General features: G+C 62.8%; 14 protein-coding genes and 1 other RNA gene. 12 read left to right on the top strand and 3 right to left on the bottom strand.

The annotated features are described in order from the left end of the window. Positions 1-31: 31 nt before the first annotated feature. The gene (locus tag RGQ15_RS09860) at positions 32-1,915 is read right to left on the bottom strand and encodes an extracellular solute-binding protein (protein WP_311160045.1); all 1,884 of its coding nucleotides are present in this window, start codon (positions 1,913-1,915) and stop codon (positions 32-34) included. A gap of 184 nt (positions 1,916-2,099) precedes the next feature. Next, complete coding sequence (locus RGQ15_RS09855; RefSeq protein ID WP_311160044.1) at positions 2,100-2,621, bottom strand: c-type cytochrome; 522 nt, start codon at positions 2,619-2,621, stop codon at positions 2,100-2,102. Positions 2,622-2,767: 146 nt separating this feature from the next. Here RGQ15_RS09855 and RGQ15_RS09850 point away from each other — a divergent pair, with 146 nt between their 5' ends. Continuing rightward, positions 2,768-3,640, top strand: coding sequence for a prephenate dehydratase (locus RGQ15_RS09850; protein WP_311160043.1), 873 nt, complete (start codon positions 2,768-2,770; stop codon positions 3,638-3,640). A gap of 30 nt (positions 3,641-3,670) precedes the next feature. Here the strand turns inward: RGQ15_RS09850 and RGQ15_RS09845 are convergent, their stop codons facing one another. Beyond that, entirely contained in the window at positions 3,671-4,123 is a 453-nt protein-coding gene (locus RGQ15_RS09845; protein ID WP_311160042.1) for a hypothetical protein, read from the bottom strand. Positions 4,124-4,266: 143 nt separating this feature from the next. Here RGQ15_RS09845 and RGQ15_RS09840 point away from each other — a divergent pair, with 143 nt between their 5' ends. From RGQ15_RS09840 to RGQ15_RS09790, 11 genes are all read left to right on the top strand, one after another. Continuing rightward, positions 4,267-6,132 (top strand): bifunctional 2',3'-cyclic-nucleotide 2'-phosphodiesterase/3'-nucleotidase, encoded by a 1,866-nt coding sequence (locus RGQ15_RS09840; protein WP_409201313.1) that lies wholly within the window; start codon positions 4,267-4,269, stop codon positions 6,130-6,132. A 49-nt stretch (positions 6,133-6,181) separates the two neighbouring features. Next, positions 6,182-6,278, top strand: an RNA gene (gene ffs / locus RGQ15_RS09835) — signal recognition particle sRNA small type. 110 nt (positions 6,279-6,388) lie between these two features. Further along, the gene (locus RGQ15_RS09830; RefSeq protein ID WP_311160040.1) at positions 6,389-6,697 is read left to right on the top strand and encodes an acylphosphatase; all 309 of its coding nucleotides are present in this window, start codon (positions 6,389-6,391) and stop codon (positions 6,695-6,697) included. A 127-nt stretch (positions 6,698-6,824) separates the two neighbouring features. After that, positions 6,825-7,448 (top strand): Rieske (2Fe-2S) protein, encoded by a 624-nt coding sequence (locus RGQ15_RS09825; protein WP_311160039.1) that lies wholly within the window; start codon positions 6,825-6,827, stop codon positions 7,446-7,448. Beyond that, positions 7,445-8,284: an aromatic ring-hydroxylating dioxygenase subunit alpha gene (locus RGQ15_RS09820; protein ID WP_311160038.1), complete on the top strand. Its 840-nt coding sequence runs from the start codon at positions 7,445-7,447 to the stop codon at positions 8,282-8,284. Before RGQ15_RS09825 ends, RGQ15_RS09820 begins: the two co-directional genes overlap by 4 nt. Then, positions 8,281-8,931, top strand: a complete 651-nt coding sequence (locus tag RGQ15_RS09815) for a glutathione S-transferase family protein (protein WP_311160037.1) — start codon at positions 8,281-8,283, stop codon at positions 8,929-8,931. Before RGQ15_RS09820 ends, RGQ15_RS09815 begins: the two co-directional genes overlap by 4 nt. Continuing rightward, complete coding sequence (locus RGQ15_RS09810) at positions 8,931-10,292, top strand: amidohydrolase (RefSeq protein ID WP_311160036.1); 1,362 nt, start codon at positions 8,931-8,933, stop codon at positions 10,290-10,292. Before RGQ15_RS09815 ends, RGQ15_RS09810 begins: the two co-directional genes overlap by 1 nt. Before the next feature lie 13 nt (positions 10,293-10,305). Continuing rightward, a complete protein-coding gene (locus RGQ15_RS09805; protein ID WP_311160035.1) occupies positions 10,306-11,400 on the top strand; it encodes a BMP family ABC transporter substrate-binding protein in 1,095 nt (364 codons plus the stop codon). Positions 11,401-11,403: 3 nt separating this feature from the next. Next, positions 11,404-12,918, top strand: a complete 1,515-nt coding sequence (locus tag RGQ15_RS09800; protein ID WP_311160034.1) for an ABC transporter ATP-binding protein — start codon at positions 11,404-11,406, stop codon at positions 12,916-12,918. Then, on the top strand, positions 12,908-13,978 hold the full coding sequence (locus tag RGQ15_RS09795; protein WP_311160033.1) for an ABC transporter permease: 1,071 nt from the start codon (positions 12,908-12,910) through the stop codon (positions 13,976-13,978). The genes RGQ15_RS09800 and RGQ15_RS09795 overlap by 11 nt, the downstream gene beginning before the upstream one ends. Next, positions 13,975-14,886: an ABC transporter permease gene (locus tag RGQ15_RS09790; RefSeq protein ID WP_311160032.1), complete on the top strand. Its 912-nt coding sequence runs from the start codon at positions 13,975-13,977 to the stop codon at positions 14,884-14,886. The genes RGQ15_RS09795 and RGQ15_RS09790 overlap by 4 nt, the downstream gene beginning before the upstream one ends. Positions 14,887-15,068 lie beyond the last annotated feature (182 nt).

The raw sequence follows: 15,068 nt of genomic DNA, 5'->3' as shown, positions 1-15,068 counted from the left end.
CCCCGTCTCTAGTCTTGCCCGGCCTGCAGGGTCAGCGCAGTGCGCCGGATTGTTTCAGCTTTTCTGCCTTATCCGCGTCATACCACCAGAAATCAAGTTCACCCAACGCATAGGCGGGCATGTTCTCGGGGTGACCGAATATGTCGTAATAGGCAATCGTGTAATCGGCCTTGTACCATTGCGGCACCCAGAACCGCAGCGCGCGCAATGCGCGGTCCAGTGCATGGATGGTGGTATCCATCTCGTCCTGCGAGGTGGCTTCGATGCCTTTCTTGATGAGCGCATCGATGGCCGGATTGGCCAGCCCCATCGGGTTGAAGACATCCGCCGTATTTTCCGAGCCGAAAACCTGCTCGGTGCCGCCGCTGATGTAGAAGCTTTGGCCAAGGCTGTCGGTCACCATGTCGAAGTCATGGCTGCGGGTGCGGTTGGTCATCTCGGCATCGTCGACGCGGGCATTGACCGCATCTATCCCAAGCGCGCGCAGGTTCTGGACGTATGGGTTGATGATGCGATCGAAGCTTTGATTGTCATTGAGGATTTCAAGCTTCAGGATCTCGCCCTTGGCATTGCGGCGCAGCCCGTCCGGGCCGACCTTCCATCCCGCATCGTCAAGAAGCGCCGAGGCCTTGCGCAAGTTGCCCCGATCAAGCTGTGTCTTGCCCGCGACGGGTTGCGTGACGGCATCATCGGTCAGCACACCGGGCGGCAGATCCTTGGCCAGGGGCTTCAGAAGCGCAAGCTCGGCCTCCGAGGGCTTGCCGGTCGCGGCAAGGTCGCTATTGTCCCAGAACGAATTCACCCGCGTGTTCAGACCGTAGAAAAGCGTCTCGTTCGACCACTCGAAATTGAAGACCAGCCCGATGGCCTCGCGCACACGGATGTCCTGGAACTTGGATCGGCGAAGGTTGAAAACCCAGGCCTGTCCACTTGCGATATCGCCGCGCGGCAGGACCTCCTGTTTCACGGTCCCGTCCTTCAGCGACGGGAAATCGTAGCGCGTCGCCCAATGGATCGACGAAACCTCGTTGCGGAACGTGTAGACGCCGGCCTTGAATGCTTCGAAGGCGCTGTCGTAATCGCCGAAATATTCCAGTCGGATACGGTCGAAATTGTGGCGTCCGACATTGATCGGCAGATCCTTGGCCCAGTAATCCGGGTTGCGCTTCACCGTCATCGAGCGACCCATCTCGGCCGAATCGAACATGTATGGCCCCGAGCCGAGGAACGGCTTGTCCGAGCTTTGCTCGATGTCGCGCTTGTTCTTGCGGAAATCTTCCCGCGAGAAGACAATCTGGCTACCCACCTGCTGGATCACGTCGCGGCGGGGATAACCGGTCTGGAACATGAACTTGATTGTATGGGGGTCGATCACCTCGGCCTTGGCGACCATCTTGGCAATACCCGTGCGATAAGAAGACAGCCCTTTGTCGCGCAGCAACTCGAATGAAAAAAGCACGTCATGCGCCGTCAGAGGCGTGCCATCAGAAAATTTCGCCTCGGGCCGGAGGTGGAAAATGACCCAGTCGCGGCTTTCCGGATATTCGATCGTCTCGCAGATCAGGCAATAGGACGAACCGCGTTCATCCTGCGAATCCTCCATAAGCCGTTCCAGCATGATGACCGAAAGCGGCCCGGCGCGGCCCCGATGGGTGAAGGGGTTGTAGCTGTCGAACCCGCCAAGCGCCCATTCCGAAATCTCGCCCCCCTTGGGCGCATCGGGGTTCACATAGGGCAGATGCTTGTAATCCGCCGGCAGTTCCGGCGCCCCGAAAGTCGAGATGCCATGCGAGACGACCGTTTTCTTCGGTGTGGTTGCAGAAGGCTCGACCGCCGTCGAAGCAGGTTGCTCTTGTCCGATCGCATAGCCCGGCAGCAAGGCCAGAAGGGCAACCATCGGGGCATGTCGCAACATTCGCATCTTCATGGGGTCTTGCTGATCCTCTTGTCCATCTTCCGGTCCGGCAGGGACCAGCCTGCCAACAGGCTAGCAGCCGAACCGCAGTGTTCAACATGCAAATGCGTGATCCGGCGACACAAATGCCAAATGCAAAAGGGCGCCCCATGGGACGCCCTGACATTCGGCAAGCGCACAAGGCTTACTGCTGGCTTTCGAGATAGGCGATCAGATTCGCGCGATCTTCGATCTTGGGCAGGCCATTGAAGGCCATCTTCGTGCCCTTCACGACCGATTTCGGGCTCGTGAGGAATTCCTGCAGCGCCGCAGGTGTCCAATCGCCGCCATGCGCCTGCATCCCGTCGGAATAGGAAAAGCCTCCGACACTCGCGACTGTCCGACCGACGACGCCGTTCAGGTGCGGACCGACGCCATCGCTGCCGTCAAGCTTGTGGCAGGCCTTGCACTTGCCGAACACCTTCTCGCCCGCCGCTGCATCGGCCGAAGCGTAGACCACTTCGAAATCCGGTCCTTCGTCCACCACCTCGCCATCGTCTCCGGCGGATTCCACCGGGATCGTGTAGGCCTGCGCATGCTCCTCCTCGCCATGGCCCGAGGAGCCGACATGGAAAATGCCCGATGCTGCCCAATTCATCAGCAGAAGGAACAGAAGCGCACCGATGAAAGCTCCGGCTGCCTTGGTGATGGTCATGGTATCGAACATATCTGCGGATCCCTGTTGCGGCCTGTCCGTGGAACATGGGTATCTAGGCGCTTTTGTTCTGTTGGATCAAGGTATAGTTGTGCCTTCGCATGGAACAGGCCGCGTGGGGGGTGCATCCCCGCAACGGCCGGAATTGAGGCTTCGACATGACCAAGAACGTGATCGCATTCCAGGGTGAACCGGGCGCCTACAGCCACCAGGCCTGCCGATTCTACAGGCCGCATATGGAGGCCCTGCCCTGCCGCACGTTCGAGGACACGATCGACGCCGTCCGCCAGGGCCGCGCGGAACTGGCGATGCTGCCAGTCGAAAACTCCACCTATGGCAGGGTTGCAGACATCCACCACCTGCTGCCGGAAAGCGGCTTGCACATTGTCGACGAGGGATTCGTGCGCGTGCGCATCAGCCTGCTCGGCGTTCCCGGAACCCAGATCGCGGACGTCAAGGAGGCGATGAGCCATCCGGTCCTACTGGGCCAGTGCCGAGGCTTCCTGCGGCAACATCAGATCCACGGAATCGTGGGGGCGGACACGGCAGGATCGGCGCTTGAAGTCGCCCGCCGCGGCGAAAAGTCGCTGGCGGCACTTGCCGCGCCGCTTGCCGGCGAAATCTACGGGCTCGATGTTCTGGCTGAGGGGATCGAGGACCGGCAGAACAATACGACCCGCTTTCTCATCATGGCGAGCGAGCCCGATTATACGCGCCGCCAGAACGTCCGGGGCGGCGACGTGATGATGACGACGTTCGTCTTCCGGGTGCGCAACATCCCTGCCGCGCTTTACAAGGCGCTCGGCGGCTTCGCGACGAACGGGATCAACATGACCAAGCTGGAAAGCTACATGGTCGACGGGATCTTCACGGCGACCCAGTTCTACGCCGATATCGAGGGACATCCCGAGGACCCGGCCGTTGCCCGCGCGCTTGAGGAACTGCGCTACTTCACCTCGAGCATGGAGATCCTTGGGGTCTACCCGGCCGATCCCCTGCGCGCGGAACAGCAGATCGCACTTTCGGCCTGACCGGCGCTGCCATAGGCCGCAGTCGGCAGGTCAGCCGACGGCGGCCCTTGTGATGAATTCTTCGATCCGAAGCGCGAACTTGCGATCGAGCTGACCCTTGCCAAGCTTGGCGGTCTGCAGAAGCAGGCGCGCCTTCATGCCGCGCGGCTGCACGTCAACCTCGAAGATCAATCGCGACTTGCTGGGCGAAAGCGCGACAACCGTCATCTGGATCGAGATCAGGAACTGCTCGGACTGGCCCGACATCACGATCAATTCCTTGGGCTGGAACGTCGTCACCTCAAGGCGCAGATCGCGCTGCCGTCCCCTCCAGTCGAAGCTGATTGCCCAGGCATTGCCGACATGGCCTGACGGCTCCCTGTCCAGCCGGCGCACGACGGCACCACGGCGCACGAGCATGCGCTCAAGCATGGGAAAGTCGCTGATCGCAGCGAACATCACCTCGGCAGAAAGGTCGGTATCCTGGCGAGTTGAGAATTTCATTGGGCACCGGGCAGATTGAAGAATGACCCCGTTAAAAGGGATCATCCGCAGCAATGCAAGTGCGGCAGGTCGAGAACCGGCGCCCAATCGCCGGACACAATCACAGGTTGCATAGTGCACGATATTGCCGCAACACTGTCGGCATGGAGCCACCCCTTCCCCAGTCAGCAAGGCGGGATGCCTGTGCAACGGTCCTGTTCAGGATCATGGCGACGACCGATCTGCACATGCATCTGCTGGGATTCGACTACTTCACCGGACGCCGCTCGCCCAGAATCGGCCTCGCACGCCTCGCCTCGCTGATCGAATCGCAGCGACGGACCCGTGCCAACTGCCTGCTTCTCGACAATGGCGACATGCTTCAAGGCAGCGCCATGGGCGATTATCTGGCGGAAATCCCGCCCGAAACCTGGCACGGCGAACATGCGGCGATCATGGCGATGAACCTGATGGGCTATGACGCCGCCACGCTGGGCAATCACGATTTCAGCTTTGGCCTGCCCTTCCTCAAGCGCGCGCTGGACGGGGCCCGCTTTCCGGTCGTCTCGACGAATCTGACCGCTTCGCGAAGCCTTGGCATTGCCAGACATCTGCTCCTGCACAGAAGGGTCGTCGACACGCGCGGCGCGAGCCGGGAAGTGTCGATCGGCATTCTGGGCTTCCTGCCGCCGCAGACCGTCGCCTGGCAGCCCGAACTTCGCGCGGAAATTGCCATTTCCGATATCCTCGTCGCCGCGCGCGAAGGCATTGCGACCCTGACGTCGCAAGGTGCCGATCTGATCATAGCCCTTGCCCATAGCGGGATCGCAGAGCGCGAACCCGCCCCGATGATGGAAAACGCCGCGACGGCGCTGGCCGCGCTACCGGGAATTGACGCGATCATCGCGGGCCACACCCATCGCGTCTTTCCCGCCCCCGATCACCCCTCGGGGCCGGGAATAGACAGCAAGGCAGGCACATTGGCCGGAAAACCCGCGGTCATGCCGGGTTTCTGGGGATCACATCTGGGAGTGGTCGATCTCGAAATTCACCGCCCGCCGGGCAGCGAAAGATGGAAGGTCGTTCAGCACGACAGCCGCGCCCTGCCCGTCGATGACCTTGACGAACATGAAGCTGTAGTAGCCGCACTATCTCCCGCCCATCACCGAACATTGCGCCATTTCCGGCGCCATGTCGGTCGGGCAAGAATTCCGCTTGCCAGCCACTTCACGCTTATCGGGCATGACAGCGCCTTGCGGCTCGTGGCCATGGCGCAGCGCTGGCAGGTCCGCAAGGCGCTGCGCGGCACTGCCTGGCAAGACCTGCCGATCCTCTCGGCCGCTGCCCCGTTCCGCGCCGGGGGGCGCGGTGGACCGGATCATTACACGGATGTCGCGGATGGGCGCCTGACCATGCGCAATCTCGCCGATCTCTACCTGTTTCCCAACCACCTTCGCGCGATTCTGATCAACGGGGCGGGTGTGCGGGACTGGCTCGAACGCTCAGCCAGCCAGTTCCTTCAGATCACGCCAGGCGCTCAGGATGCGCCGCTGATCGACCCAGATTTCCCCAGCTACAATTTCGATCTCATCGACGGACTCAACTGGCAGATCGACCTGTCCCGTCCACCGAGCTATCGCACCGATGGCCGACGGAATGTTCTTGATTCAGGCCGGATCACCGAACTCCGCCACGACGGCGCCCCGGTGCGGGATGACCAGCAGTTCATATTGGCAACCAACAGCTACAGGCTTGCCGATAGCGGTTTCTTCGCAGCGACAGCCGCCGGTCGACCCGTTCTCGTCGATGGGTGCCAGCGCATGCGTGACGTGCTGCGCCGCTATGTCTCGCATCATCGCGTGGTCGCGCCTGATGGTGACCTGGGCTGGCGCTTCAAACCCATGCCTGAAACGACGGTGGTTTTTCACACCGGACCGGGCGCAAAATCCCATCTGGACCGGCTCAGACTTCGCATCGATTGCCTCGGAACGGGGGTCGACGGCTTTCTTGCCATGCGGCTGCATCTTTAACTGCGGCGAAGTGCTTGCATCCGTCGCTGTTGCCGCTTATCTAGGCCGCGAGAGGTTGGCGCGGGTGAGCGCCTCGCCAACCCGGTCAGGTCCGGAAGGAAGCAGCCGTAACGAGCCCCGCTTGGGTCGTTGTCCAGCCTCTCACCCAATCCCCCTATACGGTCATATTTTCGGGCACGCCCCCATTCGGCGAGAGTGCCACCGATAGTGGCGCGAGCAAAAACGCCCTTGCGTCACCTGCCCTGTTCAGACGCGAATGAATGGTATAACAGGCCACGACCCCGACGAATTCGGCAAGTTCATGACATCTGCCCCTGCAATTTCTGTCGAGCGTTTCGTGATCATGGGACAGCTCGCTCCGGCCGCCTTCAGGCCCTGGATTTCCCGCCATGCCGGGCGACTCGGGCTTGGCGTCACGTTCCTCAGCGAAACATCCGAGCGGATTGACATCAGCGTGAAGGGCCCTCCGGACCTGATCGACGCGATGGAAATGGGTTGCACGCTGGGGCCGGCCGAAACCTGGGTCGAAACAATCGAACGACATCCTGTCACCGCCATGTCCTGACCCTGCTGCACTGCACAGATTATCAGCAATTTGAAAAATGCGGCGTCGAACGGCCCGGAAAACGGGCCGCCGACTTCCCCCCGCGCAGAGCAACCCTATCGTCACGCCAACCATCACGAGTCACCCCATGCCAAGCTGGACACCCGTCGCCCTTGCCCCCGATCTCTTGCCCGCCACGGCGATGCCCGCGCGGACGGAATTGGGCGAACTGGCCGTCTGGCGCGGCGCCTCGGGGCGCGTATCCGCGTTCCACGATCGCTGCCCGCATCGCGGCATGCGCCTGTCGCATGGCTTCGTGCGCGGCGAGATGCTGTCCTGCATCTATCACGGATGGCGCTATGACGGTGCGGGCCAGTGCCGCAAGATCCCGGCCCATCCTGATCTGGAACCACCAGCCGCGATCCGCGCGGGCGCGGTGGCATGCACGGAATTGGGCGGGGTGATCTGGGTCGCGCCTGCCGGAACCGAGACCCTGCCCAGCGATCCCGGCGCGGTCGAGCCGCTGCGCTCGCTTCCCGTGGCCGCGCGGATAAAGGCCGTGCGAAGCGCGCTAAGCTTCGAGGAAATGGGCACCGTCAGCCTGCCCGGCCTGCTATCGCCGCTGACCATCGCGCTTCAGGATGCGGGCGAGCAGACCATGCTTCACGTCCTGATCCCGGCCTCGGACCCGGCCGGCAGGATTGCCGCCTCGCGTGCGCTGGAAATCCTGCGCCGCGACATCGAAGCGACCGCAAAGGAGACCGCCGCATGAGCCGCGATATTCGCAACGAATGGTTCCCCGTCGCCATTGCAGCGATGCTTCCTGCGGCCCCCGGTCGGGAAACCCTGCTTTTGGGCGAAGCGATCCGGGTTCGCGGCGAGGACGATCAGCCCGTCGTCGAAACGCTCGGGGGTCGCACCCTGCCCGTTAAGATCGCCTATGGCCATGTCTGGACCTCGCTTGGCGAACCGGGCGACCTTTTCCCGCTTCCCGAAGCGGAACAGCCCGGTCGCCGCCTTGTCGACGTGGGCAGCGTTCGGGTGAAGTGCTCGCCGCTGCGGGCGGTAGAGAACTTTCTCGACATCGCGCATTTCCCTTTTGTCCATACTGATATCCTGGGCTCGGAACCCCATACCGAAGTCTATCGCTACGAAGTCCAGATCCGCGACGAGGTGGACGAGGTATGGGCGACCAAGGTCCGCTTCTACCAGCCGCAGGCCGCGAAATCGGCCGAGGGCGGGATCGAGACGGATTACATGTATCGCGTGCCGCACCCGACCTGTTCGGTGCTTTACAAGACCTCTCCGCCAATGCCGGGCGAATGGGATGTGATCGCGCTGTTCGTCCAGCCGCTGACCGAAGAGCTTTGCGAGGTCTGGCCCTGGATGGCACTGTTCGACGACACATCGCCCATGGCCGACCTGATCCAGTTCCAGCAGATGATCTTCCTGCAGGACCGTTCGATCCTTGAAAACCAGTTGCCGCGCAAGCTGCCGCTGGACCCCGGCATGGAAACGCCGACGCGCGCGGACATGACCTCGATCGCCTATCGCCGCTGGCTCAAGCGCAATGGCATCACCTTTGGCGCACAGGTAGTGGCAGCATGATCCTTTACGACTATATCCTTTCGCCCGAATGCTACACGGCCCGCCTGATGGCATCCTTGCTGGGCAAACCACTTGAAACCGTGGCGGTGGATTTCCATCCCGGCGCCGAACAGCGCGGCGCCGCCTTCCGCCGGATCAATCCGGCGGGGACGATTCCGGTCCTGGTCGACGAGGCGCTGATCCTGACCGAGCCCGCCGCGATCCTGACCCATCTGGCGGGCGATGCGCCCGAATGGCTGGGCCGGGGGGCCGTTGGCCAGGAATGGATCTCACGCGCGGGGCATTTCGCGGCAAGCCTTGGCGGCGCGCGCCTTCACGAGATGCTGAGCCAACCCGGCGACCTTGCCACGATGCAGGCTGATGGCGTGATGTGGCTGCGCATCCTTGAAGCCACGCTGACCGAGGCGCGCATTTCCGGCCATGCCTTCCTGACGGGGGAAAAGCCGACCATCGCGGATATCCTGATCTTTCCGCATGTCGCGCTGGCGCCCGATGGCGGGATCAGCCTTGACGATTACCCCTCGATCCGGCTCTGGATGCGGGCGATCCGTTCGCTTCCGGGCTTTGTCGAGATGCCCGGCATCCATCGCCTGCATGATCTCAGCCCCGAGCCGGGCCACGAGGTCGGGGGGGCGGCGGCCTGCTGATGTCCGTCCTGTTTCGCAACTGCGCGGCGATCGTCCCTTCAAGCAACGCCGCTGTCATTCGGGACGCCGACCTGCTCACGGATGGTCCGGCGATTACCGCCATCGGCCATGATCTGGTCGCTCCCGATGGGTGCCGCGTCATCGACGCCACGGGGTGGTTTCTCTATCCCGGCCTCGTCAACACCCATCACCATTTCTTCCAGACCTTCGTGCGCAACCGTGTCGAACTGGACTGGACGCGGCTTTCGCTGATCGAATGGCTGGACACGATCTATCCGATCTTCGCCCGCCTGACCGAAGACTGTTTCTACCACAGTTCGGTCACGGCCATGGCCGAACTGATCAAGCATGGTTGCACGACCGCATTCGACCATCAGTACTGCTTTCCACGCCATGCCGGCTCGCGCATCGTCGACCGCCAGTTCGAGGCTGCCGAACTTCTGGGCATGCGCTTTCACGCCGGACGCGGCGGCAATACGCTGCCGAAATCCGAAGGCTCGACCATTCCGGACGAGATGCTTGAAACGACGGACGGTTTCATCTCGGACTGTGCGCGCCTGATCGACGGCTATCACGACGCGGAGCGGTTCAGCATGCGGCAGGTGGCCATCGCCCCTTGCCAGCCTGTGAACTGCTATACCGAGAGTTTCACCGAATCCGTCCGTCTGGCCCGTGACAAGGGCGTCATCCTGCACACCCATGCGGGCGAAGGCGAAAGCCCGGTCATCGAGGCGCGCTTCGGGATGCGCACGATCGACTATCTGGAAAAGATCGGTTTTGCCGGGCAAGACACCTTCTATGCCCATTGCTGGGAATTGACCCCGGCCGAGATCGCCCGCTTGGCGAAAAGCGGTACCGGCGTGTCGCATTGCCCCGAGCCGGTCTATCTTGTCGGGGCCGAGGTCACTGACATTCCGGCAATGGACGCGGCGGGCGTGAGGATCAGCCTTGGCGCAGATGGTGCTGCATCGAACGACAATTCGAACCTGATGCACTGCATTCATTCCGGCTACATGCTGCAATCTCTCGCGGCCTCTGGCCGCAGCCACCCCGTGCCCCTGCCCTCGGCCTTCCTGCGCTACGCGACCGAAGGCGGAGCCTCTTGCCTTGGACGGGACGACATCGGCACGCTCGCCCCCGGCATGGCGGCGGATCTTTTCGCCATCGACACCCGGCGGATGGATTACATCGGCACACGCCATGATCCGCAAAGCCTGATCGCCAAGGTCGGTGTCGGCATGGCGACCGATCTGACCATGATCAACGGTCGCATCGTCTGGGAGAACGGCGAGTTCCCCGGACTGGACGAACAGCGCCTGTTTGCCCAGGCCGAAACGGTTCTGAATTCCACCCTGTTCTGAAGGATTAGCCAGGATGTCCCAAAATCGCCGTCAGTTCCTGACCACCGGAGCCGCACTTGCCGGTGCCGCCGCCCTTGGCCTGCCGAAAATGGCGCGCGCCGACGAACCGCTTGGCGTCGCGCTGATCGCCCCTTCGCCGAATGGGGATGTCGGCTGGACCCACGCGCTGGCTTCGGGTCTGGAAAAGGCCAAGGCCGAGATTGCGACCCCGATCAACATCACCGTGCTGGACAACATCATGGAAGGCCCCGATGCCGACCGGATCATGCAAAAGACGGTCGCCGACGGCAACAAGCTCGTGCTCGCGGGCTCATTCGGCTATCAGAACGGCGCGCTGCAGCTCGCGCGCCGCTTTCCCGACGTGACGGTGATCCACGCCTCGGGATATCAGGTCGCGCCGAATTTCTCGAATTTCGCGGCCAAGAACTTCGAGGGCACCTACCTGATGGGCATGGCGGCCGCAGCCGTCACGAAATCGAAGAAGCTCGGCTCGGTTTCGGCCTTCGCCATTCCTGAACTGATCACCTCGATCAACGCCTTTGCACTGGGCGCGCGCGCCATCGACCCGGAAATCGAAGTGTCCGTCGTCTGGGTGAACTCGTGGTTCGACCCGGCCAAGGAACAATCGGCAGCCAAGGCGCTGATCTCGCAAGGTGTCGACGTGATCTTCTCGAACGCGCAGGACACGCCTTCGGTGATTGCCGCCTGCGAAGAGGCGGGCGTCTATGCCTTCAACCTGAACTCGTCGATGAAATCCTATGCGCCCAAGACCTATCTTGGCTGCGTGGAAACCGACTGGGCGCCCTATTTCAAGGCCGAAATCGAGGCGCATCTGGCAGGCGAATTCAAGGGGTCTTCGCATTGGCTGGGCATTTCCGAGGGCGTGATCAAGGTGTCCGACTGGAACGCCGACATCCCGGCCGATGCCATGACCAGGATCGAGGAAGCCCGCGCCAAGATGGCCGACGGCAGCTTCAACCCCTTTACCGGACCGATCGTGAAAGCCGACGGGACCGAGGTCGCGGCTGCGGGGGCGATCATCCCCGACGACCAGGTGCTGGCCATGGATTACCACGTTCAGGGCGTCGTGACGCCGCTGCCGAAGTAACCGATGCAGCCGCTTCTGCGCCTTCGCGGCATCTCGAAATCCTACGGAACGGTGGCCGCCAACGCGGCCATCGATCTTGATGTCATGCCCCATTCCATTCACGCCATTCTGGGTGAGAACGGGGCGGGAAAATCGACCCTGATGAAACTGATCTACGGGGTAGAGACACCCGATGAAGGCGGCATGGAGTGGCAGGCCAAACCTGTCAGCCCCGGCTCGCCCGCCGAGGCGCGCGGGCTGGGGATCGGCATGGTCTTTCAGCATTTCTCGCTCTTCGAGACACTGACCGTCACCGAGAACATTTCCCTGATCGTCCCGGGCCGCAAGGCTGCGCTCGCCCAGCGTATCCGCAGCCTCGGCGCGCAATACGGACTTGAGGTCAATCCCAACGCGCTCGTGCATTCGCTTTCCGTGGGTGAGCGACAGCGGGTCGAAATCCTGCGTTGCCTGATGCTGGAACCGAAGCTGCTGATCCTTGACGAGCCGACCTCGGTGCTTGCCCCGCAAAGTGTCGAACTGCTTTTCGAGACCCTGCGCAAGCTGCGCGACGGCGGGGTGTCGATCCTGTTCATCTCGCACAAGCTCGAAGAGATCCGCGCGCTGTGCGACCGTGCCACCATCCTGCGCGCGGGCCGCGTGGCGGGTGAGGTCGATCCCCGTGCGCATAGCGCCAACGCGCTGGCCACCCTGATGATCGGGCGCGCCATGCCGGCCCCCCTGCCCGCGAAAGCCATGCCCGAAGGCAAGGTCATGCTGGACATCGCGGGCCTGTCCTATCCGTCCGACGATCCCTTCGGCGTGTCGCTTTCCCTCCCGAGCCTTCAGGTCCGTGCCGGCGAAATCGTCGGCATTGCGGGCGTTTCGGGAAATGGTCAAACCGAACTGGCCGCTCTGATCTCGGGCGAAACCTCCCTGACCGCCGACAAGCGCGACGTGGTCCGCATCCTGGGCCGGCCGGTTGGCCGAATGGGGGCCGCCGCCCGGCGCAAGCTGGGCTTTGCCTTTGTCCCTGAAGACAGGCTGGGTCGCGGTGCGGTGCCCGAGATGTCGCTGGCCGACAACAGCCTGCTGACCGCGCATCGGCGCGGCCTCGTGCGCCGTGGTCTCATCAACCGCCGCAAGGAAGCCGATTTCACCCGCAGATGCATGGCAGATTTCGACGTGCGCGCCTCTGGCCCCAAGGCCGAGGCCGGCTCGCTTTCGGGCGGGAACCTGCAGAAATTCATCATGGGTCGCGAGATCATGCTTGATCCCGATCTTATCTTCGTCGCCCAGCCCACCTGGGGCGTCGACATCGGGGCCTCGGCCCAGATCCGCCAGCGACTTATCGCGATGCGCAATGCCGGCAAGGCTGTGCTTGTCGTGTCGGAGGAACTCGAAGAACTTTTCGAGATCTGCGATCGCCTGCATGTGCTGCATCACGGCCGTCTGTCGCCTTCGTTGCCGCTGCCGCAGACCACGGTAGAGGAAGTGGGCGAATGGATGATCGGAGCGAAGGAGACGGCTCATGCGGGCTAGACTGATCCGCCGCGAGCGCGCCTCGGCCCGCGCGGCATTGTTTGGAATTCTGGCGACCCTGGCGCTGAGTGTCGTCACAAGCGGCGTGCTCTTCGCGGCTCTGGGCGCTCCGCCGCTCAGGGCACTGCATGCGCTGCTGATCGACCCGTTCCTGAGCTGGGGCAGCTTTTCGGAAGTGTTGCTGAAAATGGCGCCCCTGCTCATGATCGCGCAGGGGCTCGCCATCGGGTTCCGGGCAAAGGTTTTCAATATCGGCGCCGAAGGGCAACTGATCCTTGGCGCGATCTTTGCCTCGGCCATTCCGATCTGGTTTCCGACCGCAACCGGGGGCTGGATCTGGCCGCTGATGATGGTGCTGGGCGCGCTTGGCGGCATGCTCTGGGCCGCGATCCCGGCCTATTGGCGCAGCCATCTGAATGCGAGCGAGATCCTGGTGACGCTGATGCTGAGCCTGGTCGCCGCGCAGCTCTTGAACTACCTGCTTCTGGGACCGTGGAAGGACCCCGCGGGCTTCAATTTCCCGCAAAGCGTCATGTTCCAGTGGGATGCCATGCTGCCGACCCTTCTGCCGGGCACGCGGGTCAACATATCGCTTCTGTTCGCGCTGGCGGCGACGCTGGCCGCCTGGCTTTACATGCAGCACAGCTTTGGCGGCTACCGCCTGCTGGTGGGCGGACTGGCCCCGCGCGCCGCGAGCTATGCGGGCTTTTCGGAAAACCGCGCAATCTGGCTTTCGTTGCTGATCGGTGGCGCGGCGGCCGGACTTGCCGGAGCCGCCGAGGTCGCCGGTCCGCTGGGCCAGCTTCAACGATCAGTGTCGACAGGTTACGGCTATTCGGCGATCATCGTGGCCTATCTGGGTGGGCTGAACCCGATCGGCATCCTGTTTTCATCCTTCCTGCTGGCGGCGCTTTTCATCGGCGGCGACAGCGCAATGGTTTCTGCTGGCCTCCCGGTCGCGGCGGTCCGGGTCGTTCAGGGCTTGCTGCTGGTCTTCTACCTCGGCGGCGTGACCTTCGTGCGCTACCGACTGGTCTTCGGTAAGGGAGCCGAGGCATGAGCGCGATCGAGTTCATCCTGTCGGGCATGCTGGCTGCGGCCATGCCGTTCCTGCTGGCCGCCCTGGGCGAATTGGTCGTCGAGCGCTCGGGCGTCCTGAACCTGGGCGTCGAGGGCATGATGGCGTTCGGGGCCGCGATCGGCTTCATCTCCGTCTATCTTGGCGCCGGACATTTCGCGGGCTTCGTTCTGGCCGCGCTTGGCGGGGCGGCTCTTTCGCTGGTCTTTGCGACGCTGGTCCTGTGGTTGCGCGCGAACCAGGTGGCCGCCGGACTTGCCATCGGCATTCTCGGGCTGGGATTGTCCGCATTGATTGGCAAGCCCTATGAAAGCCTGACGATCACGGGATTGAAGGAAATCAGCCTGCCGGGCCTGTCCTCGCTGCCCGTGATCGGCGGCATCTTCTCGCAAGATATCGTGGTCTGGCTTGGCCTATTGGCCACAGTTTCGATCTGGTGGGTGTTTCGGGCGACCCGTCTGGGCCTGCTGATCCGCGCGGTGGGTGAAAACCCGCATGCCGCACTGGCCATCGGGACACCTGTTCTTGTCCTGCGCGCCTGCGCCATCGCCTTTGGCGGGGCAATGGCAGGGATCGCGGGCGCCTATGCGGCGACGGTCTACACGCCGCTTTGGGCGGACGGGATCATCGCCGGACGCGGCTGGATCGCGCTGGCCCTGGTCGTCTTCGGAACCTGGATGACGGGGCGGGTCTTCTTCGGCGCCTGCCTGTTCGGCGCGCTCTCGCTTGCAGAACTGACCGGACAGGCCGTCGGCTGGCATCTGCCCTCGCAATTGCTGGCAAGCCTGCCCTATCTGGTGACGATCCTCATCCTTGGCGTGATCTCATCGAACCGCGCCCGCATGAAGATGAATGCGGTCGCTTCGCTGGGCGAAACCTTCGAGCGCTGAGACCGAGTCGCGCATCGGATATTTCCAAACGCCGTCATGGCCCATGTTAGCGCTGCCTGAAAGGGCAGCACACATGTCCCATTTGTCCATTTTCACTAAGCAACCCGGTTATTCGCCCGCCTATTCCGATTCAGGTCACGCCAGATTCACATGCGCTGTTGCATGTTGGCCTTGCAGGACGG

Source organism: Paracoccus sp. MBLB3053 (assembly GCF_031822435.1).
Taxonomy (GTDB): domain Bacteria; phylum Pseudomonadota; class Alphaproteobacteria; order Rhodobacterales; family Rhodobacteraceae; genus Paracoccus; species Paracoccus aurantius.
The sequence above is the reverse complement of the archived record's forward strand: the minus strand, read 5'-3'. Positions and strand labels throughout refer to the sequence as shown.

What these genes read in the sequence shown, in the direction of transcription:
- RGQ15_RS09860 (WP_311160045.1), bottom strand. Translation starts at nt 1,915, where the DNA reads ATGTTGCGACATGCCCCGATGGTTGCCCTTCTGGCCTTGCTGCCGGGC.
- RGQ15_RS09855 (WP_311160044.1), bottom strand. Translation starts at nt 2,621, where the DNA reads ATGTTCGATACCATGACCATCACCAAGGCAGCCGGAGCTTTCATCGGT.
- RGQ15_RS09850 (WP_311160043.1), top strand. Translation starts at nt 2,768, where the DNA reads ATGACCAAGAACGTGATCGCATTCCAGGGTGAACCGGGCGCCTACAGC.
- RGQ15_RS09845 (WP_311160042.1), bottom strand. Translation starts at nt 4,123, where the DNA reads ATGAAATTCTCAACTCGCCAGGATACCGACCTTTCTGCCGAGGTGATG.
- RGQ15_RS09840 (WP_409201313.1), top strand. Translation starts at nt 4,267, where the DNA reads ATGGAGCCACCCCTTCCCCAGTCAGCAAGGCGGGATGCCTGTGCAACG.
- RGQ15_RS09830 (WP_311160040.1), top strand. Translation starts at nt 6,389, where the DNA reads ATGAATGGTATAACAGGCCACGACCCCGACGAATTCGGCAAGTTCATG.
- RGQ15_RS09825 (WP_311160039.1), top strand. Translation starts at nt 6,825, where the DNA reads ATGCCAAGCTGGACACCCGTCGCCCTTGCCCCCGATCTCTTGCCCGCC.
- RGQ15_RS09820 (WP_311160038.1), top strand. Translation starts at nt 7,445, where the DNA reads ATGAGCCGCGATATTCGCAACGAATGGTTCCCCGTCGCCATTGCAGCG.
- RGQ15_RS09815 (WP_311160037.1), top strand. Translation starts at nt 8,281, where the DNA reads ATGATCCTTTACGACTATATCCTTTCGCCCGAATGCTACACGGCCCGC.
- RGQ15_RS09810 (WP_311160036.1), top strand. Translation starts at nt 8,931, where the DNA reads ATGTCCGTCCTGTTTCGCAACTGCGCGGCGATCGTCCCTTCAAGCAAC.
- RGQ15_RS09805 (WP_311160035.1), top strand. Translation starts at nt 10,306, where the DNA reads ATGTCCCAAAATCGCCGTCAGTTCCTGACCACCGGAGCCGCACTTGCC.
- RGQ15_RS09800 (WP_311160034.1), top strand. Translation starts at nt 11,404, where the DNA reads ATGCAGCCGCTTCTGCGCCTTCGCGGCATCTCGAAATCCTACGGAACG.
- RGQ15_RS09795 (WP_311160033.1), top strand. Translation starts at nt 12,908, where the DNA reads ATGCGGGCTAGACTGATCCGCCGCGAGCGCGCCTCGGCCCGCGCGGCA.
- RGQ15_RS09790 (WP_311160032.1), top strand. Translation starts at nt 13,975, where the DNA reads ATGAGCGCGATCGAGTTCATCCTGTCGGGCATGCTGGCTGCGGCCATG.